The 25390-nt window shown below is 59.6% G+C and carries 21 protein-coding genes; 6 read left to right on the top strand and 15 right to left on the bottom strand.

Annotated features, from left to right (window positions below; translation table 11 throughout):
* Positions 1–28 precede the first annotated feature (28 nt).
* The gene (gene gndA / locus QD409_RS17760; RefSeq protein ID WP_092854840.1) at positions 29–1456 is read right to left on the bottom strand and encodes an NADP-dependent phosphogluconate dehydrogenase; all 1428 of its coding nucleotides are present in this window, start codon (positions 1454–1456) and stop codon (positions 29–31) included.
* A gap of 296 nt (positions 1457–1752) precedes the next feature.
* On the opposite strand from gndA, the gene QD409_RS17755 reads away from it, so the two are divergent.
* The gene (locus QD409_RS17755) at positions 1753–2151 is read left to right on the top strand and encodes an SRPBCC family protein (protein ID WP_430763252.1); all 399 of its coding nucleotides are present in this window, start codon (positions 1753–1755) and stop codon (positions 2149–2151) included.
* Between the two features lie 6 nt (positions 2152–2157).
* Here QD409_RS17755 and QD409_RS17750 read toward each other — a convergent pair whose 3' ends face one another.
* The 6 genes from QD409_RS17750 to QD409_RS17725 form a co-directional block, all read right to left on the bottom strand.
* Entirely contained in the window at positions 2158–2772 is a 615-nt protein-coding gene (locus QD409_RS17750) for an ABC-type transport auxiliary lipoprotein family protein (protein ID WP_430763251.1), read from the bottom strand.
* Positions 2773–2810: 38 nt separating this feature from the next.
* Entirely contained in the window at positions 2811–4181 is a 1371-nt protein-coding gene (locus tag QD409_RS17745; protein WP_092854834.1) for an MlaD family protein, read from the bottom strand.
* Positions 4182–4190: 9 nt separating this feature from the next.
* The gene (locus tag QD409_RS17740; protein ID WP_092854832.1) at positions 4191–5054 is read right to left on the bottom strand and encodes an ABC transporter ATP-binding protein; all 864 of its coding nucleotides are present in this window, start codon (positions 5052–5054) and stop codon (positions 4191–4193) included.
* A 12-nt stretch (positions 5055–5066) separates the two neighbouring features.
* Complete coding sequence (locus QD409_RS17735) at positions 5067–6227, bottom strand: ABC transporter permease (protein WP_092854830.1); 1161 nt, start codon at positions 6225–6227, stop codon at positions 5067–5069.
* A gap of 153 nt (positions 6228–6380) precedes the next feature.
* Positions 6381–7598 carry an MFS transporter gene (locus tag QD409_RS17730; RefSeq protein WP_430763250.1) on the bottom strand — a complete coding sequence of 406 codons (1218 nt, stop codon included), beginning with the start codon at positions 7596–7598 and terminating at the stop codon, positions 6381–6383.
* A gap of 167 nt (positions 7599–7765) precedes the next feature.
* Positions 7766–8572, bottom strand: coding sequence for a UDP-2,3-diacylglucosamine diphosphatase (locus QD409_RS17725; protein WP_092854826.1), 807 nt, complete (start codon positions 8570–8572; stop codon positions 7766–7768).
* A 336-nt stretch (positions 8573–8908) separates the two neighbouring features.
* Between QD409_RS17725 and QD409_RS17720 the strand changes: the two genes are divergently transcribed.
* Together QD409_RS17720 and QD409_RS17715 are read left to right on the top strand one after the other, a co-directional pair.
* Positions 8909–11224 (top strand): NADP-dependent malic enzyme, encoded by a 2316-nt coding sequence (locus QD409_RS17720; protein WP_430763249.1) that lies wholly within the window; start codon positions 8909–8911, stop codon positions 11222–11224.
* Positions 11225–11371: 147 nt separating this feature from the next.
* Entirely contained in the window at positions 11372–12121 is a 750-nt protein-coding gene (locus QD409_RS17715) for a hypothetical protein (RefSeq protein ID WP_430763248.1), read from the top strand.
* Between the two features lie 143 nt (positions 12122–12264).
* Here the strand turns inward: QD409_RS17715 and QD409_RS17710 are convergent, their stop codons facing one another.
* From QD409_RS17710 to QD409_RS17700, 3 genes are all read right to left on the bottom strand, one after another.
* A complete protein-coding gene (locus tag QD409_RS17710) occupies positions 12265–13992 on the bottom strand; it encodes an ankyrin repeat domain-containing protein (protein WP_430763247.1) in 1728 nt (575 codons plus the stop codon).
* A gap of 163 nt (positions 13993–14155) precedes the next feature.
* A complete protein-coding gene (locus QD409_RS17705) occupies positions 14156–14983 on the bottom strand; it encodes a TolB family protein (protein WP_430763246.1) in 828 nt (275 codons plus the stop codon).
* Between the two features lie 28 nt (positions 14984–15011).
* The gene (locus QD409_RS17700) at positions 15012–16691 is read right to left on the bottom strand and encodes an NAD+ synthase (RefSeq protein WP_430763245.1); all 1680 of its coding nucleotides are present in this window, start codon (positions 16689–16691) and stop codon (positions 15012–15014) included.
* Between the two features lie 530 nt (positions 16692–17221).
* Here QD409_RS17700 and QD409_RS17695 point away from each other — a divergent pair.
* Positions 17222–17758: a DUF1003 domain-containing protein gene (locus tag QD409_RS17695; RefSeq protein WP_430763244.1), complete on the top strand. Its 537-nt coding sequence runs from the start codon at positions 17222–17224 to the stop codon at positions 17756–17758.
* Between the two features lie 133 nt (positions 17759–17891).
* Here QD409_RS17695 and QD409_RS17690 read toward each other — a convergent pair whose 3' ends face one another.
* The 5 genes from QD409_RS17690 to rpiA form a co-directional block, all read right to left on the bottom strand.
* Complete coding sequence (locus QD409_RS17690) at positions 17892–18290, bottom strand: GFA family protein (protein WP_430763243.1); 399 nt, start codon at positions 18288–18290, stop codon at positions 17892–17894.
* Between the two features lie 154 nt (positions 18291–18444).
* Positions 18445–19818, bottom strand: a complete 1374-nt coding sequence (locus tag QD409_RS17685) for a class II 3-deoxy-7-phosphoheptulonate synthase (protein WP_430763242.1) — start codon at positions 19816–19818, stop codon at positions 18445–18447.
* Positions 19819–19972: 154 nt separating this feature from the next.
* Positions 19973–21358, bottom strand: coding sequence for a glutathione-disulfide reductase (gor, locus tag QD409_RS17680; RefSeq protein WP_430763241.1), 1386 nt, complete (start codon positions 21356–21358; stop codon positions 19973–19975).
* A 184-nt stretch (positions 21359–21542) separates the two neighbouring features.
* Entirely contained in the window at positions 21543–22151 is a 609-nt protein-coding gene (locus tag QD409_RS17675) for a DUF2059 domain-containing protein (protein ID WP_430763240.1), read from the bottom strand.
* Between the two features lie 13 nt (positions 22152–22164).
* Positions 22165–22866 carry a ribose-5-phosphate isomerase RpiA gene (rpiA, locus tag QD409_RS17670; RefSeq protein ID WP_092854806.1) on the bottom strand — a complete coding sequence of 234 codons (702 nt, stop codon included), beginning with the start codon at positions 22864–22866 and terminating at the stop codon, positions 22165–22167.
* A 195-nt stretch (positions 22867–23061) separates the two neighbouring features.
* On the opposite strand from rpiA, the gene QD409_RS17665 reads away from it, so the two are divergent.
* Positions 23062–23736: an HAD family hydrolase gene (locus QD409_RS17665; protein ID WP_430763239.1), complete on the top strand. Its 675-nt coding sequence runs from the start codon at positions 23062–23064 to the stop codon at positions 23734–23736.
* Between the two features lie 176 nt (positions 23737–23912).
* On the top strand, positions 23913–25082 hold the full coding sequence (locus QD409_RS17660; RefSeq protein ID WP_092854802.1) for a TIGR02281 family clan AA aspartic protease: 1170 nt from the start codon (positions 23913–23915) through the stop codon (positions 25080–25082).
* Positions 25083–25390 lie beyond the last annotated feature (308 nt).

Here is a 25390-nt window from a genome sequence, read left to right as displayed (position 1 = left end):
TTTCTCATAATCGCATTCGACCGGCTTCTCAGCCCTGAGCGCCGCTACCCCATGGGCCGTGGTGGATATCCTTGCCATCGACACGGTCGAAGCCGTGCGCGCCGAAGAAGTCGCGCTGAGCCTGGATCAGGTTGGCAGTGCCGCGCGCCTGGCGATAGGCATCGAAATAGGTCAGTGCCGAAGCAAGTGCCGGGACCGGCAGACCGGCAGCGGTCGCAGCCGAAACGATGCGGCGCAGCGACGGGATCGATTCCTTGACCATCTCGGCAAAGGCCGGCGTGACGATCAGGTTCGCCGCATCCGGGGTCTTGGTGAAGGCGCTGGTGATCTCGTCGAGGAACTGCGAACGGATGATGCAGCCGGCACGCCAGATCTTGGCGATGACGGGCATCGGCAGCGACCAGTTGAACTCCTTCGAAGCCTCCGCCATGACGGCAAAGCCCTGCGCATAGGCACCGATCTTGGCGGCAAACAGCGCAAGCTCGAGATCCTTCAGCAGGTCGGGACCGAAAGCGATCGGGAATTTGTAGTCCGGCGTACCGAAGATCTTCTCGGCTGCCTCGCGCTGGCTCTTGAGAGCCGACAGGCTACGCGCTGCAACGGCCGCTTCGATCGCGGTTGCCGGAATGCCCATGTTCTGGGCTTCGATGGCAGACCACTTGCCAGTACCCTTCTGGCCGGCCTTGTCGAGGATGACGTCCGGCATGGCATTGCCGGTTGCCGGGTCTTTGGCGGCGAGAACTTTTTCCGTGATTTCGATCAGGTAGGAGTTGAGACGGCCCTTGTTCCAGTTGCCGAAGATCGAGCTGATATCGGCAGCGCTTTTGCCAAGGCCATCGCGCAGAATGCCGTAGATTTCGGCAATCATCTGCATATCGGCATATTCGATGCCGTTGTGGATCGTCTTGACGAAATGGCCGGCACCGTCATTGCCGAGCCAGGCAACGCACGGATCGTCATTGTACTTGGCCGCAATCGACGTCAGCACCTTCTCAACGCGCTTGTAGGAGTCTTCCGTGCCGCCGACCATGATGGACGGGCCATGGCGCGCACCTTCCTCGCCACCGGACACGCCCATGCCGATGAAGGTCAGGCCAGTGTCCTTGAGACGGTCGAAACGGGCGATCGTGTCGCGGAAATTGGCATTGCCGGCGTCGATCATGATGTCGCCCTTGTCGAGATACGGCTGCAGCGCCGCCATCTGCTGGTCGACCGGCTCGCCAGCCTTGATCATGATGATGATCGGCCGCGGCGGACGGATCGCCTCGACGAACTCCTCGATCGTCTTGCAAGGAATGATCTTGTCCTTGAGAGCGCCAGCATTGGCGTAGAATTCATCCGTCACCTGTGGCGTACGGTTGAACACTGCGATCTTGTTGCCTTTTTCGGCGATGTTGAGCGCCAGATTCGATCCCATCACAGCAAGACCGATCAGCCCGATTTCTGCCTTTTCCACGACAATCCTCCAGTGAGTCGTTGACTGCATCCGTCCCCATCCCGAGGAACCGGAGGACGCAGCAACATCCGATGTGACGCAATGCCGCCGACACTCGGCGCGACCGGCGACAGCCCTGCGTTCGGGGTTGTTGTTGCACTCCGGGCGAAAAACGGCAAGCCTTCGCAAGCCGTGAATCGTCCCCTTTGCAGGACTGTGCAAGAATGTTGCGGGATTTGTAATTCATCCATTTGCAAACCCGCGCTTGCCCAGCCGATCGCAGCCCCGTGAAGGATCATATAGAGGAGGAAACCACCGTGTCGACCATGAGCGCGAAGATCGTGCATATCTCCATCGATCGCGATTGGAGAGAGGTCTACGGTTACGCCAGCCGTCCGCAAAACATGCCTTTCTGGGCCTCGGGCCTGGCATTTGGATTGACGCAGGATGGTGGTGACTGGATCGCCGAAGGCACCCTCGGTGCCGCCCGCGTGCGCTTTACGCCTCACAACGACTTCGGCGTCATAGATCACAGGGTGACCTTGGAATCAGGCCTGCAGGTTTACAATTCTCTGAGGATCGTGCCGAACGGCGATGGCTGCGAGGTCATGTTCACCCTGCTCCGGCTTCCAGGCATGACTGAAGAGCAATTCGCGGCCGATGCCGCGCATGTCCTGCGGGATCTGAAAACACTGAAAGAACTTATGGAGCGGTAGACGCCCTCAAAGCGAGCGCAGCGTCCAGTCTACAAGCTCGCCCGTCACGCCCGCAAACGCCGAATCGAGCGCCCGAACGAAATCGGGGTTACTGCCGCCGCTGATCGGCACGACCTTACGGAAGACGTTCTGCGCCTTCACCGTGCCAGAGCGGTCGTTCAGGATCTTTTCCGAGATTTCGACGATCGCCGTCTTCTGGCCGCGGGAGGCATTGATCTCGAAGGCGCGAATGTCAGTGACGATCTGATAGTCGATCGCCAGTCCCTGCCCCGGCACGCCGACGCCGCCGAGCTTGCCGGTGTTCTCGAAGGCTTCCGCCAGCTTGGACTGCACCATCTTGCTCAGCTTGTCGCTCCATTGCGATTTGCCGAGATATTGGATTTCCGAAGACGAAACACGAATGACGATCTGGTTGCTGTCCAGCGCCTGCAGCGCGGTCGGCGGCGGAATCAGGATCTGCTTGCCCTTGGCGGAAGGTCCATTTGCCTTCGCCGAAGCGGAAAGATCGTAGGTGTCGTTGTTGCTGGAGGTGCCACAGCCCCCGAGCAAGGCTGCGAGCAACGGCAACGCGATCACAGCTTTCCACACCTGATGACGCTCACTCGACACGCAACCGACCATATTTCGCTTATCCCCTGGAGACCAGATATCGCTGTTCATCAATGCCGCGCGCGGCCGTCATATGTCTTCACCGTATCGCCACCGAAGATCAGTCGCTGCGGGTTACGGTCGAAATTAGTGATAGTCGCATTCAGATTGTCAACCGTGCCGCGCATATCGTTGATAAGCGTCTGGGCATCGCGCAAGCCGCCGCCCGAGAACTTCTGCAGATTGTCGGCGATCGGCCCGATGCGGGAATTGAGGTTGTCAGCCATCTTCTTGAAGGATTCGAGCGTATCCTTGGCTTCGGCGAACAGCGATTGCGTGCTGTCGTTGCCGAGCAGGGAATCGACCTTGGTCAGTATCCCATCGACCTTGCCGGATGCCGCATTGAGCTTGGTGGAAATCTCCCGCGCATTGGCGATCGTCTGGTCGATGTCCTGCTGATGCGCGGCAACCGAATTGGCAACGTCCCGTATCGACGCAACCGCCGTGCGAGCCTGTTTCGTCACGTCAGCGATGTCATCGACCGATCCCTTGATCTTCGCGGGATCGATCTGTGCAACGATCTCATCGACGCGATCCAAGGTCTTTTGCGCCTTCTGGCCGAAGGTCGTGTAAGTGTCGGCCGTCTGCTTGAAGCTGGCAATGGTCGCCTTCAGGTCAGTCGTAGCATCGGCGACATTGGCCGTGATCCTGTCGGCATTGGCGACGACGTCGTTGATCTTCTGGGCATCGACGGCGCGCACCAGCTTCTCGATCGCATCCAGCGTCGAGTCGACGCGGGTCGAGACCGTCTTGAAAGTATCGGACAGCTGACCGACACTCGCCAGGAACTTGTCGATATTGTCGGAATTGTCGGCGAGCGCCTTGGAGAACTTCTGCGCATTGCGCACCGTATCGGTCAACGGCCCTCGCGAATCCGAGATGAAGCCCTGAATGTCGCCGATCGTATCATTGGCACGGTTCAGGATCTTGTCCGCCGTCGCCAGCAGGTTCGTCACGCTCGATTGATCTGCCAGCAGCACTGCGCGCTTTCCGGTATCGACCGAGCGTTTCAAAATATTCTCGTCACCGTTGCGTCCGCCGGAAAGCTCGATATAGGCGGCACCCGTCAAACCCTGGATCTCGAGGATGGCCTTGGTCGAGGTATAAACCGGCGCGTCAACACGCACCTGCGTGAAAGCCAGCGAATAGTTCGGATCGTCCGCGTCGATCGACAGGCTCTGCACCGAGCCGACCTGAATACCGTTGAAGCGGACCGGCGAGCCGACGCTCAAACCGTTTGCCGAACCGGGGATGCGCACGACCAGTTCGACCATCGGTCCGCCGCGGCCATATTCGGCCATCCAGTAGACGAAGCCGAAGGCGGCTGCGATGACAAGCAGCGTGAAGAACCCGACGATCGTATAATTGGCTTTGGTTTCCATAATCTCCAGTCACTTCTCGCGGCTGTGGGCGCTTGCGCTTTTGTCGTCGTTACGGCCCCTGATGTCATCCCGCGGCACGATCGAACGTGCGCGCTTGCCCTTGAAGTAGGATTGCACCCAGGGGTCATCGCAGGCGAGCATGTCCTCAACCGTTCCTTCCACCAATACCCGCTTATGTCCAAGAACGGCAATACGGTCGCAGACGGAAAAAAGGCTGTCGAGGTCGTGAGTCACCATATAAACGGTCAGGCCGAGCGTGTCGCGCAGCCGGGCGATCAACTCGTCGAACTCCGCTGCGCCGATAGGATCGAGCCCCGAGGTCGGCTCGTCGAGGAAAACAAGGTCGGGATCCAGCGCCAGGGCCCTGGCAAGCGCTGCGCGCTTGATCATGCCGCCGGAAAGCTCCGAGGGATATTTATCGGCGGCATCGGCCGCCAGACCCACCATGCGGATCTTCATCAGCGCCAATTCATCCATCATCTCTTGCGGCAGGTCCAAATACTCCCGCATCGGCACCTGGATGTTTTCCTTCACCGTCAGCGATGAAAACAACGCCCCCTGCTGGAAGAGAACGCCGAGCCGCATGTCGAGCTGGTTGCGCTCCGGCTCCGAGAGCGTGTCGTAGTCCTCGCCAAGGATCTCGATCTTGCCGGCGCGGCGCGGTAGCAGCCGCAGCACCGTACGCAACAGCACGGACTTGCCCGCACCGGAAGCGCCGACGAAGCCTAAGATTTCGCCGCGATAGATATTGAGATTCAATTTATCGAGGACGACCTTCGATCCGAAAGCCACGGTGACATCCCGCGCCGACAGCACGATGTCCCTGCCTTGCTCATCTTTTTCCAACGGGGTCTCCGAGTGAAGCGCGCTCATAGTTGCCATCCCTCAGAAATCGATCGCGGCGTAGAACATGGCAAACAGCCCGTCCATCAGGATAACGACGAAGATCGACTTCACCACCGACGAGGTCACATGTTGGCCCAGTGATTCCGCGCTGCCTCCAACCTTCAGCCCCTCGACCGCCGCGACGATGCCGATGACCAAGGCCATGAACGGCGCCTTGATCATCCCGGAAATGACCGTGGAAAGGCTGACCGCCTCATGCAGGCGCGAAATGAAGGTCGCGACAGTGATGCCGGAATAGGCCCAGGTGACCATCGCAGCGCCGAAGAGCGAGGCAAAGTTGGCAATGACCGTCAACAACGGCAGAGCAACGGTCAGCGCCACTAGCCGCGGAAAGATCAGCACCCCGATGGGGTTGAGGCCCATGACCTTCAGGGCGTCCACCTCCTCGCGCATTTTCATCGAGCCGATTTCGGCGGTGATCGCGCTGCCCGAACGGCCGGCGATCATGATCGCAGTCAGAAGCACGCCGATTTCGCGCAATTGCAGGATGCCGACGAGATCGACGACGAAGACTTCGGCGCCGAAATAGCGCAGCTGGAATGCCCCCTGCTGCGCGATGATCGCGCCGATCAGCGACGACATCAGCAGGATGATCGGAACGGCGCGCACCGCCATGTGATCGATCTGGTTGATGATCGAAGCCGGCGAAACGCCGCTGCCGCGCCCGAACTTGAGCTGAGCGCCACGCACGGCCGAACCCAGGATATACATGGCGGCAACCAGATTGCCCCAGATTTCATAGACGCTTTTCCCGACGGGTTCGAGAAAACGCTCCGGCAGGGATTTTTTCGGCTTCGGCTCCCCGGATTCAGCATGGGGATCCTCATCGAAAGCCGTCAGCAATTCATCAATGTGGGGATTGGAGCCTTCGATCGTGACGTGGGCCTTGTGTGCTTCCTGGCTTTCCTTCAGCCGGCGGATCAGCAATGCGCCGGCCGTATCGACATCCGAGAGACCGGAAAGATCGATGACGACCTCGCCGCCCGCGCTCCGTTTCGAGAGCTGCTCGATCTGCCGCAGCACGCCATGCACATTGGCGCTACGCCAATTGCCCTCGAGCCGATAGCGATGCCCACGGCCATCGCCCTCGTCATCGATCCTGGGTGCATCGGTTTTTTGTTCGGCTGCTTTCAAGCTCATGTGTCTTTCAGATCTGGCATCATCAACGCCGACTCGGGAGCCCCGTCCGACGCCGATCTTTCATACACCGACTGCATAGGAAATTGCCATGCCGCGCCGTGGCCAACATATGTCACAGCTTTTTGATATCCAAATGAATTTGTTGCATCTGCGTCATGAGACGCCGCGCGCGTCTCCACCGATCGCCGAGCCCTTGGATTGGAGGCCGCGCGCGAAGATCACCATGGCCAGACCGAGAGCCGCCAGCGCAGCCATGACATAATAGCTGTCGAGATCCAGCCAGGCATAAAGATAGCCGGACGCCAGCGTCATCAGGCCGAGGAACATGCCGTTATAGAAATAGTAGGCGCCCTGGGCCGCTGATTCCTGCGTTTCCTGAACCGAGGCGACGATACGGCGTTGGATGCCGGTATGCACGCAGGCAAAGGTGCAGGCATGCAGGGCTTGCAGCAGGAAATAACCCAGGAAGCCGAAATTGAAGGGAAACAGGGCCCAGCGCAGGACGCAGACGCTCGAACCGAAGAAGATCAGCGTCCACGCGCTGAAACGGCGGTTCAACATTTTCGACAGGAAGAAAACCATCACCTCGGCGGCGACGCCTATGCTCCAGAGAACTGCGATCTCGCTGCCTGAAAAGCCGAGCTTGCGCCAATAGATCGACGCGAACGTATAGAGCATTGCGTGGCTCGATTGCTGGACCGAGACACCGATCATGGTGATGAGCAGCTGCGGTGAGCGCAAACTCCCCGTTGGCGGCTGCAAATTGATCGGCTGGTTGCGCCGCCGCGTCGGTCCGATGCGCGGCGAGACAAGGCCCATGAGCATGGTCAGCACGAAACCCGCGACCATGACGGGAAGCACCATTGTGCCGCCCCACATTCCGATCATCTGTCCCCCGAGCAGCGTCGAGACGATGAAAGTGATCGACCCCCAGACCCGCATCGAGCCGTAGTCGAAGCCCCAGCGCCGCACACCTGACATGGCGATGGATTCGACCACCGGCAGATAGGGCGCATAGGTTGCACCCTGGATGCCATAGACGAGCAGCACCGGCCAGAATTCGCTGGTCCAGTAAAGCGCGATCGCCGTCAGCAGCGACAGGCCGCCCGACCAGAACAGCACATCGGCGCGCTCCTTCATGTGGTCGGCGAGCACTGCGATAACAGGCGTCACGAGAACGCGCACGACCATCGGCACGGCAATCACCAGGCCGATCTCATGATCACTGAAATTCAGCCCCGCCAGCCAGACGGGGAAGAACGGCAGGGCGATGCCGTTGACGAACAACGGCGCACAATAGGACAATGCGGTGCGCAAGCGGAAATACGGAGGCGCACCCTCACCCTGGAAAGATTTTATCGCGGGAATCATGATAGACCTGAAGGGAACCTATTTGTCCCTACCACTCTATCGTGAGCACGACTATGGCGAGAAATAGTCGAACTGAAACGTTCCCGGTAAAGTCCGGCACAACAGACGTTTCCCGGCAGTCAATAATTATGACAGGCCATTACTGAGCGCGTGAAGACGCATCGAAATCACGCGGCCTGAGCGCCCAGCGACTGCGGCAATTCTTCGGCCGGCGCGCCGGCAGGCTGCGTCTCGAGAATTGTTTGCCAGGTGATCAGTTCGAACGTGCCGTCCTCATGCTCGGCAATCGCCGTGCAGCTCTCCACCCAATCGCCGGTATTGATATAGCGGATGCCATCGAGATCCTCGATGACCGCATGATGGATGTGGCCGCAGATCACGCCGTCTGCATCGTTGCGTCTCGCTTCCTCGGCAACGACACGCTGGAATTCACCAATGAAATTCACCGCGTGCTTCACCTGCAGCTTCGCCCATGCCGAGAAGGACCAATAAGGCATGTTCAGGCGGCGGCGCACTGCCGAGAGGCCGACATTGATCAGGATCGCCATGTCATAAGCCCAATCGCCAAGGTAAGCGAGCAGGCGGGCATTGCGAACGACGACGTCGAATTCGTCGCCGTGCAGCACGAGATATTTCTTACCGTCGGCCGTTTCGTGCATGGCGCGTTGCGCCACCTCGATGCCGCCGAAGTGCATGCCCGGGAAATCGCGAAGGAATTCATCGTGATTGCCGGGGATATAGACGACGCGCGTGCCCTTGCGCGCCTTGCGCAGAAGCTTCTGCACGACGTCGTTACAGTCCTGCGGCCAATACCAGTTCCGCTTGAGGCGCCAACCGTCGACGATATCTCCGACCAGGTAGATGGTGTCGGCATCGTGATGACGGAGAAAATCGATCAGAAAATCCGCCTTGGCGGCCTTCGAACCGAGGTGCACGTCAGAAATGAACAGTGTTCGGAATCGCCGGGTGTCCATGTTTTCATTCACGAACTCAATGTCCGTGCCCTATCCTAGCCTTGACTATTCCAAAACCAGACTCGTGTTTCAGGAAGATGACAAATCCTGTGCGCGACGGCATATAGGGTCGATTCGACGACGTCTGACCGGGGTGGCAAGGTCCAGCCGATCGGCCGCAAAGCCGGGGCACAGGACAAGATATGGATGGCCCCGCCCGCACGTAGTGCCCAGCAGGCAGCGATCAGGACTTTGTCGCGGCAAAAGCAGCCGGCATGTCAATTGCATACTGTGAACGTTCAACGATTGATGTATTGAGGGACTCAAATGCAGGTGCAGGCAGGAATGGAGACGCGGATGGATACGCACGACGACACTTCGAAGGCAGCCAAGAACATGGCGAGCGGAAACCTCGACGAACAGGCGCTCTATTTCCATCGCTATCCCCGCCCCGGCAAACTCGAAATTCAGGCGACGAAGCCGCTCGGCAATCAGCGTGATCTGGCGCTTGCCTATTCCCCAGGTGTTGCCGCGCCCTGCCTTGCCATCCGCGACAACCCCGAGACGGCCGCGGACTATACGTCCCGCGCCAATCTCGTTGCCGTTATTTCCAACGGTTCGGCGGTTCTCGGTCTCGGCAATATCGGCCCGCTCGCCTCCAAGCCTGTGATGGAAGGCAAGGCCGTTCTCTTCAAGAAATTTGCCGGCATCGATGTGTTCGACATCGAAGTCGCGGCCCCCACCGTCGACGAGATGGTCAACACCATCTCCGCGTTGGAGCCGACCTTCGGCGGCATCAATCTCGAAGACATCAAGGCGCCGGAATGCTTCGACGTCGAGCGCCGCCTGCGCGAGAAGATGGAAATCCCTGTTTTCCACGACGACCAGCACGGCACCGCCATCATCGTCGCCGCCGCCATCCTCAACGGGCTGGAACTGGCCGGCAAGAAGATCGAGGACGTCAAGATCGTCGCCTCCGGCGCCGGCGCTGCAGCGCTCGCCTGCCTGAACCTGCTCGTCATCCTCGGCGCCAAGCGCGAGAACATCTGGGTCCACGATATCGAGGGCCTCGTCTACAAGGACCGCAACGTCCTGATGGACGAATGGAAGTCCGTCTATGCCCAGGACAGCGACAAGCGCGTGCTTGCCGAGTCCATTCCCGGCGCCGACGTCTTCCTCGGCCTCTCGGCGGCCGGCGTGTTGAAGCCGGAGCTGCTGGAGCAGATGGCGGAAAAGCCGCTGATCATGGCGCTCGCCAATCCGACGCCGGAAATCATGCCCGACCTCGCCCGCGCTGCACGTCCCGATGCGATGATCTGCACCGGCCGTTCGGATTTCCCGAACCAGGTGAACAACGTCCTCTGCTTCCCCTATATCTTCCGCGGCGCGCTCGATTGCGGCGCCAAGACGATCAACGAGGAAATGAAGATGGCCGCCGTGCGCGCCATCGCTTCGCTCGCCCGCGAAGAGCCTTCCGACGTTGCCGCCCGCGCCTACACGGGCGAAACCCCGGTCTTCGGCCCGAATTACCTCATCCCCTCGCCCTTCGATCCGCGCCTGATCCTGCGCATCGCACCGGCCGTGGCGAAGGCTGCCGCCGACAGCGGCGTGGCGCTGCGTCCGATCGCCGATTTCGACGCCTATATGGACGAGCTCAACCGCTTCGTCTTTCGCTCCGGCTTCATCATGAAGCCGATCTTTGCGGCTGCGAAGATTGCCGAGCGCAAGCGTGTCGTCTTCTCCGAAGGCGAGGACGAGCGCGTGTTGCGCGCCGCCCAGGTTCTGCTTGAGGAAGGCACAGCAACGCCGATCCTGATCGGCCGTCCTTCGGTCATCGAGACCCGTTTGAAGCGCTATGGCCTCAAGATTCGCCCCCATACCGATTTCGCCGTTATCAATCCGGAAGACGACCCGCGCTTCCGCGAATATGTCGAGCTCTATTTTTCGCTCGTCGGTCGTGCCGGCGTCATCCCGGAGGCGGCGCGTACGATCGTTCGTACCAACACGACTGTGATCGGCGCGCTTGCGCTGAAGCGCGGCGAGGCCGATGCGCTGATCTGCGGCCTCGAAGGCCGTTACGAGCGCCACTTGCGCATCGTCCGCCAGATCATCGGCAAGCGTCCGGATGTTCGAGATTTTTCGGCGCTCAGCCTGCTCATCTCGCAGCGTGGCGCGACGTTCTATACCGATACCTATGTGACGTTTAATCCGACCGCAGAGGAAATCGCGGAATCGACGATCCTGGCAGCAGAGGAAATCAAGCGTTTCGGCATCGAGCCGCGTGCCGCCCTGGTTTCCCATTCCAACTTCGGTTCACGGGAATCGGAAAGCGCCACGAAGATGCGCAGCGCCCTGGCGCTCGTTCGCGAGGCAGCACCGGAGCTGGAAGTCGACGGTGAGATGCATGGCGACAGCGCCATCTCCGAAAGCTTGCGCCGCCATGTCATGCCGGACAGCACGCTATCAGGCGAAGCGAACCTGCTCGTCTTCCCCAATCTCGATGCCGCCAACATCACGCTCGGCGTGGTCAAGACTATGACCGACGGATTGCATGTCGGGCCGATCCTGCTCGGCACGGCCCTTCCCGCCCATATTCTTTCGCCTTCGGTCACCTCGCGCGGCGTCGTCAACATGGCGGCTCTCGCCGTGGTCGAAGCATCGCAGCTCGCTTGAGCCAAGCCTTTTGCGGCCGCCAAATCAGAGCGGCCGCAAATCGCAATTCGCTAGAACCTTCTCGAAATCCATGCGTTTTGATGGATACGTTGTTAAGCTCCGAAGTGTAGCTTTCAGCAAAGTTCAACCGCTTTCGAGAACAGTATCGTGAACCGCGGCATACACCTGACTTCTATCGCCTTGCTGTCCCTAATGACGGCGACACCGAGCTTCGCCCAGGCGGATCTGTGCGACGAATTGCGCGGCCGCTATGCTAATACCAACGAGGTTGTCGGTGCGAGCGACGAAACGCGCCAGCTTTCGCGCGCCATCGTCCAGCAAAACGTGATGATCCGGCGTGTGATGAGCGACCTGCGCAACCAGGGCTGCGCCACTGACGATGGCTTTGGGTTCGGTGGGGACGACAATTCCGGCATTTGCGACGATATGAGAATGTCGTTGGAAAGCATGCAGCACGATCTTGCCCAACTCATGGACGAGCGCGAACAGAGCACCGGGCGGATCGATGCGGCCGATTTCGATCGCCGGCAACTGCTGGATGCCATGCAAAGAAACGGCTGTAGCCCACCGGCCTCAGCCGCGCCGGATATCGTCATCGACACGCGCACGAAACTCGACGCCTATGCGCCGCAGCAGCAATCCCTCGCACAGCCCGAAAGCTCGATCACGGTCATCGAGACGCCGAGGCTTCAGAAGGATTCCAGCCTGCAACAGAAGCCGGCGCCAGCGGTAAAAGCACCGGCGGTGACGAAGGCAGAGCCGCAACAGTTTCCGCCTGATCGTCCCTACGATCCCTCCGCCAACAAGGTCCGTCAGGTCGGGCCGCAATTTCTGGCGACCGACCACGGCATCGACCTGAAGCATCCGAAAGACGCCGGCCCGCAGCCGACGCAATAGAGCAATTCCTGCAGAATTATGCAGGCATTCTTTATCCGAAATTGCGCAGATACAACAGGATAGAGCAGGCGGCTCGTGGACTCTGTGAAGCTCTGCCCCCAGAGGCCAAGCGCGTTCCGCTTGACCTCTCAAACGCAGTATTCTTAGGCCATTCCAGGCTGACCTAGCAGCGAGATGATCGCTTCATCGCCGGTCTCCTGCGCGAGATCGCGATAGGATCTGCCCGATATCTCCCTGACAGAGCGCTCTGCACCGCACGCCAGCAGGACGCGCACAGCCTCCATCCGGCGATTGGCAATGGCAAAACCGAGTGGTGTCATCCAATCGCGATCGGAGGGCGGCCCGTACGGACGGAACTTTCCAAAACGCATATTTATCAGCTCGGGATATCGTTCGAGAAGACCGGCCAGCTGATCGATCAGCCCGAGAGCCGCGGCGGCAAAGATATCCGACGGGTAGGCTTTCAGGAACTCGACCATTTCCGACTTGCCATTATATTCGGCCCAGCCGATCGGGCTCGAATAGAAATGCGGATCGCGAATGCCGGTATCGGCCCCATGCTCGATCAGCAGCCGGGCCATATCGATATGGCCATGGAGTGCCGCCTCATGCAACGGCGTGCGACTGGTCATCGCACTGACGTCGAGACCCAGCGCCAGCATTCGGCGAACGGCCTCCAGATCATTTTCCCCGGCAGCGTCATGGAGCATGGCGGGGTGCCCGCGCTGCATAGCTGCAAATATGTCACCGGACGGTTTCATCCTCAGGAGATCGCCGAGCGAGAGGTCCTTGTCCATGACAGCAATATAGAATTCGTCTTCCGGCTTGAGACGCACGGCTGTAGCGCCGTTGCGCACCAAATATTCCGCCAATTCGCTATCGCCACCAAGACGCGCCCATTCGAAAGGCGTTCGTCCATGGACGACCTTCTGAACATCGGCACCATGCTCAACCAGCAGGTGCACGCGCGAGCCCATGCGGTGCTCAAGCGCCCAGGCGAGCTGATAGTCGAAGACGGTCTGCGAATTGGCAACCAGCCTGCCGTCTTCGCGCACCAGCCAGTTGTTCCTGTCTTCAGCCGAAAGGCCGTATTCCAGCAGCAGCTGCAAGCAAGCATCGTCTGGCTCGAACATCCGGTTATAGAGCGCCTGGCTGTCATTGGCTTCGGCACCGGCTTCGAGCAGCAAGCGCGCAAAGGCGTCGCACTCTGGATGCGGCGGCTGCCGTACCTTTCCCGCCTCGCCTTCACCGAACACGCCTGTCAATACAGTGAACCTGTATTGGCCGCCATCGAGAAAGAAGGCGTTCACGTCGGCTCCGAGCCTGACCAGCTCTCTGGCTGCCGGTAGGCTGGAGCGGCCGCGCAAGCGGGCATAGGCCGCATACATCAGCGGCGACCAGTCGAAAGGACCCGCCTTGCGATCGAGAAGCTGCGGTTGGCGGTCGAGCCAGCGGCTTATGCCGGCGGCGTCCCCAAGTGCTGCAGCGATATGAATGTTTTCCCTGGCAATTTCCGGATGCTCATCCAGCAGCGCCAGCGCCTCATCAAAGCGTGCCGGATCGGCTGGAATACCGGAAAAATAGGAGACCACAGCGAGAGAGAGGAATTGATTGGCCAGTTGGTCGCGAGGAATATGCTGGCGATCACCTGTCTCCAGATGCGCCTTGAGCTTCGTCCAGCTGGAGAAGCCGAATTCGCGGGCAAGGACAAACTGTATGTCCTGAAGCCCGACGCCAGCTAAATCGGTGAAATAGGGTGCGACACGGCTTTGCGCCGAAGCGTCGCCGGACTGAACAGCCTTGAGGAAAGCCTTGGCCTGTTTTTTCAGGGAATCGAGAGTGGCGTTGGCAGCCAAAGAGCGCGTGGTCAAAATAGACCTCCTTCCATTTACGTCCGGTATCCGCGCCCACAGACTGAAAAGAGGTGTGGCAGTCTCATATTCTATGCTTCAGGTGGGCCTTGCCCTTCCCGCGGATCGGATGCGCCCTGAGAACGAGTCACATCTATCGCGCGAGATACGGTGTGTCCAGAGGTCAGGCCGGCTCGTAGCGGACATAGGCGAATTCGTCTCCATCCGGTGACCAATTCGGCACGTTGATCGATCCCTGCCCGCCGAAGAGCTCGAACAGGGTTGTAAGGTTGCCGCCATCCATATCCATCAACCGCATCCGAACATTGAGATCGCGCGGATGGTCGAAGACATCGGGGTCATAAGAGATCAGCACGACTTTGTCGTTCTTCGGCGACGGATGGGCGAACCAGTTGCCATAATTGTCGTGAGTTACCTGCTGCAAGCCGGTGCCATCGGGATGAATGCGCCAGATCTGCATGAGGCCGGTACGGCTGGAATTGAAATAGATCCACTGCCCGTCAGCGGAGAAATCCGGCCCGTCATTGCGGCCTTCGCCATGCGTCAACCGCGTCTCCTCGCCACCATCGATCGAGATCGTATAGATATCGAAGACGTTGTCGCGAATGCCGCAATAGGAGAAACGCTGCCCATCAGGCGACCAGCCGTGCCAATAGGATGGCAAGTTGGTCGTCACCTGCCGTGGCGTGCCGCCTTCGGCCGACAGTACATAAATGCAGGATTTGCCGTGCTGTGTCTTGTCCGAAATCGCGACCAGCGACCCGTCGGGAGAAATCCCGTGGTCGTTGTTGCATGTGGTCGCAAAGCCCGTATCGACGCGAGCGATCTCACCGCTGCCATCCAATGGTAGCCGATAAAGCAATCCGTCGCTGTTCAAGAGCAGATAGCGGCCGTCAGGAGAATAGTTCGGCGCCTCGATCAGCTGGTCCGTTTGCCAGACCATCCGGTTCGCACCCGTGCGGATGTTATAGATCTCGACCGAGCTACGCATTCGTCCTCTTCCTGTCTCGGAAACGCGATCAGCGATCGCGGAACCGGTTGGTGATCGGATAACGGCGATCGCGGCCGAAATTCTTCTTGGTGATCTTCACGCCCGGCGCCGACTGGCGACGCTTGTACTCTGCGAGATAAAGCAGATGCTCGACGCGATGCACGGTCGCAACGTCATGACCGCGCGCCACGATCTCCTCGACCGACATTTCTTTCTCCACCAGGCATTCAAGGATATCGTCGAGCACCGGATAGGGCGGAAGCGAATCCTGGTCCGTCTGGTTCGGTCTGAGCTCGGCGGAAGGCGCCTTGTCGATGATGTTATAGGGAATTACCTCGCCCGATGGGCCGAGCGCGCCCGGTGGCACATGCAGGTTGCGCCAACGCGACAGCGCATAGACCTGCATCTTGTAGAGATCCTTGATTGGGTTGAAGCCGCCATTCATGTCGCCATAGAGCGTGGCATATCCAACCGACATTTCCGACTTATTGCCCGTCGTCACCACCATCGAGCCGAATTTATTGGAGATCGCCATGAGAATGGTGCCGCGGGCGCGGCTCTGCAGGTTTTCCTCGGTGATGCCGCTTTCAGTCCCTTCGAACAGATCGGACAAGGCAGAGGCGAAGCCGGTGACGGGGTCTTCGATCGGCACGATATCGTAGCGGCAGCCGAGCGCCTTGGCACAATCCGCCGCATCCTTCAAAGAATCCTGAGACGTATAGCGATAGGGCAGCATGACGGTGCGCACGCGCTCTTCCCCAAGCGCATCGACTGCGATTGCGGCGCAGATTGCCGAGTCGATACCGCCCGAAAGGCCGAGTACGACCGACTTGAAGCCGTTTTTGTTCACGTAGTCGCGGAAGCCCAACAGGCAGGCGCGATAGTCGGCCTCCTCGCCTTCCGGAATATGCGCCATCGGGCCTTCGGCGCAGTGCCAGCCGCCGTCATTCTTCTTCCAGGTAGTGACCGCCAGCGCGGTTTCAAACTGACTCATCTGGAAGGCCAGCGTCTTGTCGGCATTGAAGCCAAAGCTCGCACCATCGAAAACCAGTTCGTCCTGGCCGCCGACCTGGGCGGCGAAGATGAGCGGCAAGCCTGACTCGATCACCTGCCGCAACGCGACCTGGTGACGAACATCGACCTTGCCGCGGTAATAAGGCGAACCGTTCGGAACCAGCAGGATTTCCGCACCGGCCTCGGCCAGCGTTTCGCAGATACCGAGATCGTTCCAGATCTCCTCGCAAATCGGTATGCCGATGCGGACGCCTCGGAAATTGACCGGCCCTGCGATGGTGCCTTCGTCGAAAACCCGCTTCTCGTCGAACTCGCCGTAATTCGGCAAATCGACCTTGTCTCTGATGAAGATCACCTTGCCGCCGTCGAGCACGGCCACGGAATTGTAGCGGCCGGTATCATCCTGCCGCGGGACACCAACGATAACGCCGGGTCCACCATCGGCGGTATCGGCGGCCAGACTTTCGACAGCTTTCCAGCAGGCGCGCAGAAAGGCCGGCTTCAACACCAGATCCTCCGGCGGATAACCGGAAATGAACAGCTCCGTCAGCAACACGATCTGCGCGCCTTCGCGCGCCGCCTCGGCCCGCGCCTCGCGCGCCTTGGCGAGGTTGCCGGAGACGTCCCCGACCGTCGGATTGAGCTGCGCAACCGCGATGCGGATCGTGTGGGTGATTTGGCTTTGCTCTGTCATGCCATACATTTAACGACGGCATCTTGCTTCCGCAACCGCCTTCGTCTGCCTCCAGACATCAAAGATCGCGCTCCGTGCATAGTCCGTATTTTAACCCGGAAAATACCTAGCCCGCCTTCCAGTTCATTCGGAATTCATGACAGAAGCATGACAATTTCATAGATATCTCAGCATTTGGAGAAATCTCTGGTCGGTCTGGTCATCAATTCCGCCTTGGCGGGCAGCCGCGCTATTTTCCGGAAAATCGGCAGAGCAGGACGGCAATCGGCTGTTCTGTGCCTTACCCCCGACCCTGCCGCTCGCGCGCGATGAATTTTCGGCCGTGCCTGCTCTGCCTATTTTCTCCGTCCCGACCATGGTCTAAAACGCCGTGCGACCAGCATCCTGCTCGGTTGGGCAACGGCGAGCCACCGCACGGTGGCACACGCGGCGGCTCCATGCACAATCGGTTTTGAAACTCTTCCGTCGTTGCATTTCTGGCTATTGGTCGAATAGTTGCATTCAACGCCATCACGACCCCTGGAGCCCCCATGCATAGTCTTCCCAACTTCGTTCATCTGCATTTCGACAAAACCTCCGAGGAACTCGGCGATATAGAGAAGCGCGTTCTGAGAAAGGCGCATGAGCGCAAGATCATATCGACCGATATCAACGCGGCCCTCTCGGCGGAATCGTCGACCGGACAGCGCCTGGCGGACGGCATCGCCCGCGTCGGCGGCTCATGGTACTTCATTATCTGCTTCTTGCTGTTCCTGGTGTTCTGGTGTGTCGTCAACACCATCCTTCTCGCTACCGGCGCCTTCGATCCCTACCCCTTCATTTTTCTCAACCTCGTCCTTTCCATGCTTGCCGCCATCCAGGCGCCGATCATCATGATGTCGCAGAACCGGCAGGCCGAGCGAGATCGTTTCGAAGCCGCCAAAGACTATGAGGTCAATCTCAAGGCGGAGCTCGAAGTTCTGTCGCTGCACCAGAAGATCGACATGCAGGTGCTGACCGAGCTTGCATCGGTGCGGGAAGAAATCTCCAGGCTCAGCAGGCTGGTGGCGGAAAGGGGCAGCGTCTGAGGGCAACCGGAAAACCGCGCAGGCTGCTGCTAAAGCATGTCGCGCAAAAATGTGCAGCGGTTTTTCGACAACGACATGCGCAAGATCAAGGACCTAAAGCGCAACGAGCGAATCTTAGAGATCGCGATGTGCTTTAGGGTCGCCCCTGCGCGTATTGCGGCAAGCCGTCGGTAATCTTGTAATAGTCGCTCTTGTCGGCGCAAAAGATATGATAGGCGATCTCAAGACCGGTTGGCTGATCGAAAAGCCCGGCCATGATTGAGATCTCCTCGGCGCCATCAGCAGCCCAAAACAATGCTGAGCCGCAGGTCTTGCAGAAGCCGCGGCGGGCGAACGTGCTGGCCCGATACCAGGCGATCGCCTCCTCTCCCTCGATGATTAGGTTGCCGACCGGCACGTTGGTGGCCGCATAATAAAGCCCGGTCTGCTTGCGGCATTGCGAACAATGGCAGGCCACGACCTCGCGCAGCTTGCCGCGGGTCTTGAAACGTACGCCGCCGCAAAGGCAGGCGCCGGAATGTTCGTCGCTCATGATCGGTCCCCTTTTTCTGAAGGAACTTTTCCGAGAACGGCATCGCGGTCAATCTCAAAGAAATGAAGCCTCTTTCAGCCGGATTGATCCGTTCAGCACAAAAAAACGGGCCGGCTCTGCGCCGGCCCGTCGATATCCGCAAATCGATAATCACTCAGCCGTGTGCGCGCATGCGCTTCTCGTCACGGCCGCCCTTCATCCGCTCGGCGAGCAGGAAGGCAAGTTCAAGCGCCTGATCGGCGTTGAGACGCGGGTCGCAGTGCGTGTGGTAGCGATCCTGCAGGTCCTCGGCGCCGACGGCGCGGGCACCGCCCGTGCACTCGGTCACGTCCTTGCCGGTCATCTCGATGTGGATGCCGCCCGGATGCGTGCCTTCGGCGCGATGGATCTGGAAGAAGCTTTCGACTTCCGACAGGATGCGCTCGAACGGCCGCGTCTTGTAATTGTTGAGCGTAATCGTATTGCCGTGCATCGGATCGCAGGACCAGACGACCTTGCGTCCTTCGCGCTCGACGGCGCGGATGAGGCGCGGCAGGTTGTCGGCAACCTTGTCGTGACCGAAACGGCAGATCAGCGTCAGACGGCCGGCCTCGTTCTCGGGGTTGAGAATATCGATCAGGTTGATCAGATCGTCCGCCTGCAGCGAAGGACCGCACTTGAGGCCGATCGGGTTCTTGATGCCGCGGAAATATTCGATATGCGCGTGATCTGCCTGGCGCGTGCGGTCGCCGATCCAGAGCATATGGCCCGAGGTCGCGTACCAGTCGCCGGAGGTGGAGTCGACGCGGGTGAACGCCTCTTCGTAGCCGAGCAGCAACGCTTCATGGCTGGTGAAGAAATCGGTTTCGCGCAGGCTCGCATTGCTCTCTGCGGTGATGCCGATCGCTCTCATGAAATCCATGGTCTCGCCGATGCGATCGGCAAGCTTGCGATAGCGCTCGCCCTGCGGGCTGTCCTTGACGAAGCCGAGCATCCACTTCTGTACATTTTCGAGGTTGGCATAACCACCCATTGCAAAGGCACGCAGCAGATTGAGCGTCGCCGCAGACTGGCGATAAGCCATCAGCTGGCGCTCGGGATTGGGAATACGCCCTTCTTCGGTAAAATCGATGCCGTTGATGATGTCGCCGCGATAGCTCGGCAGCGACACGCCATTCTGCGTTTCGATGTTCGAGGAGCGCGGCTTGGCGAACTGGCCGGCGATACGACCGACCTTCACCACCGGCAGCTGCGCGCCAAAGGTCAGCACGACGGCCATCTGCAGGAAGGCGCGGAAGAAGTCGCGGATGTTGTCCGCGCCGTGTTCCGCGAAGCTTTCGGCGCAATCACCGCCCTGCAGCAGGAAACCGTTGCCTTCAGCGACGTTGGCAAGATGAGCCTTCAGACGGCGGGCTTCGCCAGCAAAAACCAGCGGCGGATAGCTTGCAAGCTGGGCTTCGGTCTCTGCAAGCGCTGCCTTGTCCGGAAAATCCGGCACCTGCTGGATCGGTTTTTGCCGCCAACTGCTGGGTGTCCAATTCTGTGCCATATCACTCACCTGCTTGCGCGCCCGGCCTTTGCCGGGCGTCCCGTCGTCGTAAAATAACGCGCGCTTATAAACCTTTGTCGCCCGCTTGCAAAGGCAGGCGAGCGACTGCTCGAATCTTTTGTGGCGCAGGCCGCAAGCGCGCCAATTCCACCTGTTACACGCGCTCGCCGTTGCGGATGCGGTAGCTCGGCGAATACATCGTCACCAGTTCTTCCGATGCCGTCGGATGAACGGCCATCGTACGATCGAAATCGTCCTTGGTGCAGCCCGCCTTGATGGGAATGCCGAGCAGCTGCGCCATCTCGCCAGCATCATGCCCGAGAATATGCGCGCCGATCACCTTGCGGTCGGCAGCATTGACGATCAGCTTCATGATCATCTTCTCGGCTCGGCCCGAAAGCGTCGCCTTCATCGGCCGGAACTGCGCACGATAGACTTCGAGCTCCGGATAACGCTTTGCGGCTTCTTCCTCGGTCAATCCGACCGTGCCGATTTCCGGCTGCGAGAAGACGGCCGTCGGAATGAGCTCGTGATCCGGCCGCGTCGGATTGTTCTTGTAGACGGTCTCGATGAAGCACATGGCCTCGTGGATTGCCACCGGCGTCAGCTGTACCCGATCGGTGACGTCGCCGAGAGCGTAGATGTTCGGCACGGAAGTCCGCGAATATTCGTCGACGACGATCGCACCCTGATCGTTGACCGCGACACCCGCAGCCTGCAGCCCCAGATTTTCGGTATTGGGCGTGCGGCCGAGCGCCAGCATCACGGTATCGACTGTCAGGGATTTGTCGTTCTTGGTCCGGACGCCGAGCCCGCTTCCCACCTTCTCCACACTCTGGATAATGTCATGGCAGAGAATGCGGATGCCCTTCTCTTCCATGGCCTCATGCAATCCCTTGCGTAGGTCCTGGTCGAAACGCGACAAGATCTCGGCGCCACGATAGATCAGCGTCGTCTCGACCCCGAGACCGTGGAAGATATTGGCGAACTCAACGGCAATATAACCGCCGCCGGCGATCAGGATCGACTTCGGCAGCTCCTCCAGATGGAAGGCTTCGTTCGAGGAGATGCAAAGCTCGTGTCCCGGCAGCGCCGCATGCAGGTTCGGCCTGCCGCCGGTCGCGACGACGATGGTCTCGGCCGTAACGGTCCGGCCGGTCTTCAGCAGTTTGACCGTATGGGCGTCGACCAGTTCGGCGCGTGTGTCGAAGATGTCTGCCTTGGCGTTGTCCAGCCCCTTGCGATAGAGGCCTTCCAGCCGGGCGATTTCCTTGTCCTTTGCCTCGATCAGCTTCTTCCAGTCGAAGCTGCTCTCGCCGACCGTCCAGCCGAAACCGGCCGCGTCCTCGAAATGCTCGCTGTATTGCGAGGCATAGACGAACAGCTTCTTCGGCACGCAGCCGCGAATGACGCAGGTGCCACCATAGCGATATTCCTCGGCAATGCCGACCTTCTTGCCGAGCGACGCGGCGACACGTGCACTGCGCACGCCGCCCGAGCCGCCGCCAATGACGAAAAGGTCGAAATCAAACGAAGGCATAGGCGGCTCCTGTGGACATGAAAACGCGCGCAAAGCGCTGATGGGGCTCGGCATTCATATAGGAAGTCTGGGCACAAAAAGAAAAGCCCGGAATGCGGTCCGGGCTTTGAATAGGCTGTCGCGGCCGATTATCCCGAAAACGTGAAACTCCGTCTCGTGAACGACCGCGCCAAAGAATTGCAGCTTACTGCTTCGGCACTTGCAGCTTCAATGCCGGCTGCTTTGCTGCCGGCTGTGCGGGCTGCTTCGCGGCGGGCTGGGCGGGGGCGGTTACTTCAGGCGAAACGACCGGCGCCTTCACGACCTTCTGCAGAGCGTCATTGCTCTGGTTGGCGAGGTCGCGCGAAATGCCCTGGCTCCAGATATCGGCTGCCTTGTAGAGCTCACGGGTTGCCAGCGGGCCATCCTTGAGGAGCTTCCTGCCGGCCGGCGAACCGTAGAAATCGGCGATTGCCTTGAGCTCTTCCGCAGAGAAGGCCTTGGCGTAGGTGACGGCGGCTTCGCGCTCGAGATCCGCACGACGCGGCGCGAGCGCCAGAGCGGTGGCGTCAACCGTGGAATTGATCGCATCGCCAAAGTTCGGGTTGGCCTGGATCATCGTGCTCTTCAGCTGCTCGGCCAGGTTCGGCAGAATGTTGTCGAACTGGTTGGTGATGCCGAGTGCGGTGATCGCGGCGCGCGCAGCCTTGATCTGGTCTTCGGAAACTTCCTGAGCGCTCACAGAGCCGAAGGCGATACCCGAAAGAAGGATGGTTGCAGCGGCAAAACGGCCAAGACCCGTTAGTTTGATCATGAGATGAGTGCTCCTATGTATTGTTCGCCCGCAACGCGCGCGCACCGGCAGGGCCGGCAATGATCGCTAATGTCGCCATATTGATGAAGAGCCCGTGTTCGACAACACCGGGAATCGAGTTGAGCTCAATCGACAGCGCCTCTGCATCAGGAATGCGGCCGAAAGATGCATCGATAATAAAATGCCCGCCGTCGGTGACAAAGGTCTTGTCACCCGAAAGGCGCAGGTTGAGCGCGCCAGACAAGCCGAGCCGCGACGCGGCCTTCTCGATAAGAATGCGGGTGGAAACGAGGCCGAACGGATTGACCTCGATCGGCAGCGGAAACGCGCCGAGGGTCTGGACCACCTTGCTTTCGTCGGCAATGACGATCATGCGAGCCGAGGAAGCCGCGACGATCTTTTCGCGCAGCAGCGCGCCGCCGCCGCCCTTGACCAGCGTCAAAGCCCCGTCAAACTCGTCGGCACCGTCGATGGTGAGGTCAAGTTCTGGAAGCTCGTCCAGCGACTTCAATGGAACGCCGAGCTCGTTGCAGAGCTTTGCCGTCCGTTCCGAGGTCGGAACGCCCTCGATCGACAGACCGGATGCAACCTTTTCAGCGAGCAGCCGAACGAATTCCTCCGCGGTACTGCCTGTGCCGATCCCAAGCCGCATGCCGCTCTCAACATAGGCCAGAGCCGCCCTTGCAGCCTCAATCTTCATCTGGCGGGCGTCCATGCGCCACCTGCTCCCATTGTTACGTTGGACTGCTGTTTACACGGCTCTCCGGCCAAACGAAAGCCAAAATAACGGCACAACATAGAAATCCCCGCGCCTCTTTGCCGAGGCTTTCCGGGCCTTCAGTTGCAATTGCCCTCGCGATCTTTTAACTCCGAAAGACGCTCGTTTTTCCTATTCAAAGGCCGATTCCTCGTGACATCCCCCCTCGTCGTATTCGATCTCGATGGCACGCTGCTGGACACGCACGCAGATCTCATCGTGAGCCTCAATCATACCATCGCCGCGCTCAAGCTTCCCCCCGTGAGCTATGACGACGTCACGCATCTCGTCGGCAGTGGCGCGCAAGTGATGATCGAGCGGGCCTGCAAGCTGCATGGCTATACGCTGGCATCGGAGGAGCTGCCTGCCCTGCTGCAGCGCTTCATTACCCATTATTCCGAGGCGATGCCGGGCGCCACGCAACCCTATCCGGGACTGGTGGCGGCGCTCACCATGCTGAGGAGCAACGGCTACAAGCTGGCCGTTTGCACCAACAAGATGGAATCGCTCGCTCGCACACTGCTCGAGCGGCTCGGCCTCACCCACTACTTCGAAGCCATCACCGGCGGCGATACCTTTGCCGTGCGTAAGCCGAATGCCGAGCACCTGATCGGCACCGTCGAGCGCGCCGGCGGTGACATCGCCCGCACCGTCATGATCGGCGACAGCGTCAACGACATCCTCGTCGCCCGCAATGCCGGCGTCCCTTCGATCGCCGTCCCCTTCGGTTATTCCGACGTCGGCATCGAAACCCTCGGCCCAAACCGCATCATCTATCACTACGACGAGCTCACCCCCGAACTCGTCGAGGGACTGCTCGCCGCCTGAGGCCGCTAAAATCCCCGTTGGTCCAAAGAGCAAGGTTGTAGTGGGCCTTGCGCGATTCACGCGCTTCCGTCACAACTTATCGACGCCTTGCTGGGTGCGCCGCGACCGCCGGAGTGAAAGCGCTCTTTGCGGGCTGTTGCGAAGCCAGGATGCAGCTCGATGGGGAGAGTGGCCGCTTGCTCATAGCAGATCCCGAAGACCGCAACGGCGGTAGATTGCCAAACCGCAGAGGCTGGTTTGCTCCCATAGTCCGGACATTCTTCATTTTCGCAGCATTATGCACCGGTATTTGGTTTTACCTCTACGGTGACCGCGTTATCGGCTATGTCGAAAAGGAAACCGGCGCCGCAACCGATCCGGCTCTGACGGAGGTCTATCAGCACTTCGACATGGCACCCTTGCCGAACATCGTTGCGGGCAGAGCGGCGATGGCAACCTATCTCAATATGCTGCACCGTGAGCATTGCGATTGGAACGCAGTCTACAAATTCGCAAATGAGCTGCAGACACAAGGTTATCGCCGCGAAGCAGCCAAGGTCTTCATCGCCTTCTCCAACAAGTGCAAACCTTCCAATGTTGCTCTGAGCGCTGCCGCCGAAATTCTTGACGATCTCAGCGATTATGACGGAGCGCTGAAGATCTCGAACGAGGTGATAGCAATGTCGCCGGGAATGCCGAACCTCTATTTTCAGCGCGCGCGAATTCGCGAAAATGCCAAGAAATATCGAGACGCCATCGACGATTACTATTCGGTCATCGGCCTGACCGACAATATCGCGATACTGAACAGCACGGTGTTCGAAGGAATCTCCACCAGCTATCGTGAGCTTGGCGCCTATTGCGAAGCGATCGGACCGCTTCAGCTTTGGGTCTCCACCAATCCCGACCGCAACGACACCGCGGTCGTTCGTGGAATCATCAAGCTCTATGAGACCATGGGAAAATGTGCCTCGACCTACGCCACCGGCAGCGATCGCTTTCCGACGCAGGGCAACAACGTGATCCTGGCCAAGGTCTCGGTCAACGGCACGGAGGGCACGTTCGTTGTGGACACCGGCGCGAGCTTCGTGGCGGTGAGCAAAACCTTTGCTGCACGCGCAAAATTGCAAGTCGACAGCAATAATGGGATCTCGCTGCAGACGGCCAATGGCGTTTCCCGGGCCACGCATACGAATACCACGACCGTGAAGGTTGGACGCGTGGAAGCTAGCGACATCACAGCCGTCGTGCTGGACAACGATGCGGCCCTCGGAAATGAGGTCGACGGCCTGCTCGGTCGCTCCTTCCTATCGCGTTTCGATGTAACATTTGGCAGCCGCGAATGGCGTATAGAAGCAAAAAAATAACGCGATTGAAGAGTCGTCTTTAAGCAGAGTTCCGGACGGTTCCGCGGAATAGAAAAGGGCGGCCAACGCAGCCTGTGTGAGAAGTCCGGCAAATCAATTAAGTTGGCCGCATTGGAAACGATGCGGCCATTTTCATGGGATACATTTCAGGGACTGATCGGGGTCAGACGTCGCTGTTGCCAGCCCGGATCGAGGATTACGTTGCGGCAGATGCTGCGGTGCGGGTGATCGATGCCTTTGTCGATGGGCTTGATGTTGCGCAGCTCGGATTCAGGCGAGCGGTTGAGGCCTCGACAGGTCGTCCCCCC

Origin of the sequence: Rhizobium sp. BR 315 (assembly GCF_050577975.1) — a bacterium.
GTDB lineage: Bacteria > Pseudomonadota > Alphaproteobacteria > Rhizobiales > Rhizobiaceae > Rhizobium > Rhizobium miluonense.
This window is presented reverse-complemented; position numbering and strand designations above follow the sequence as displayed.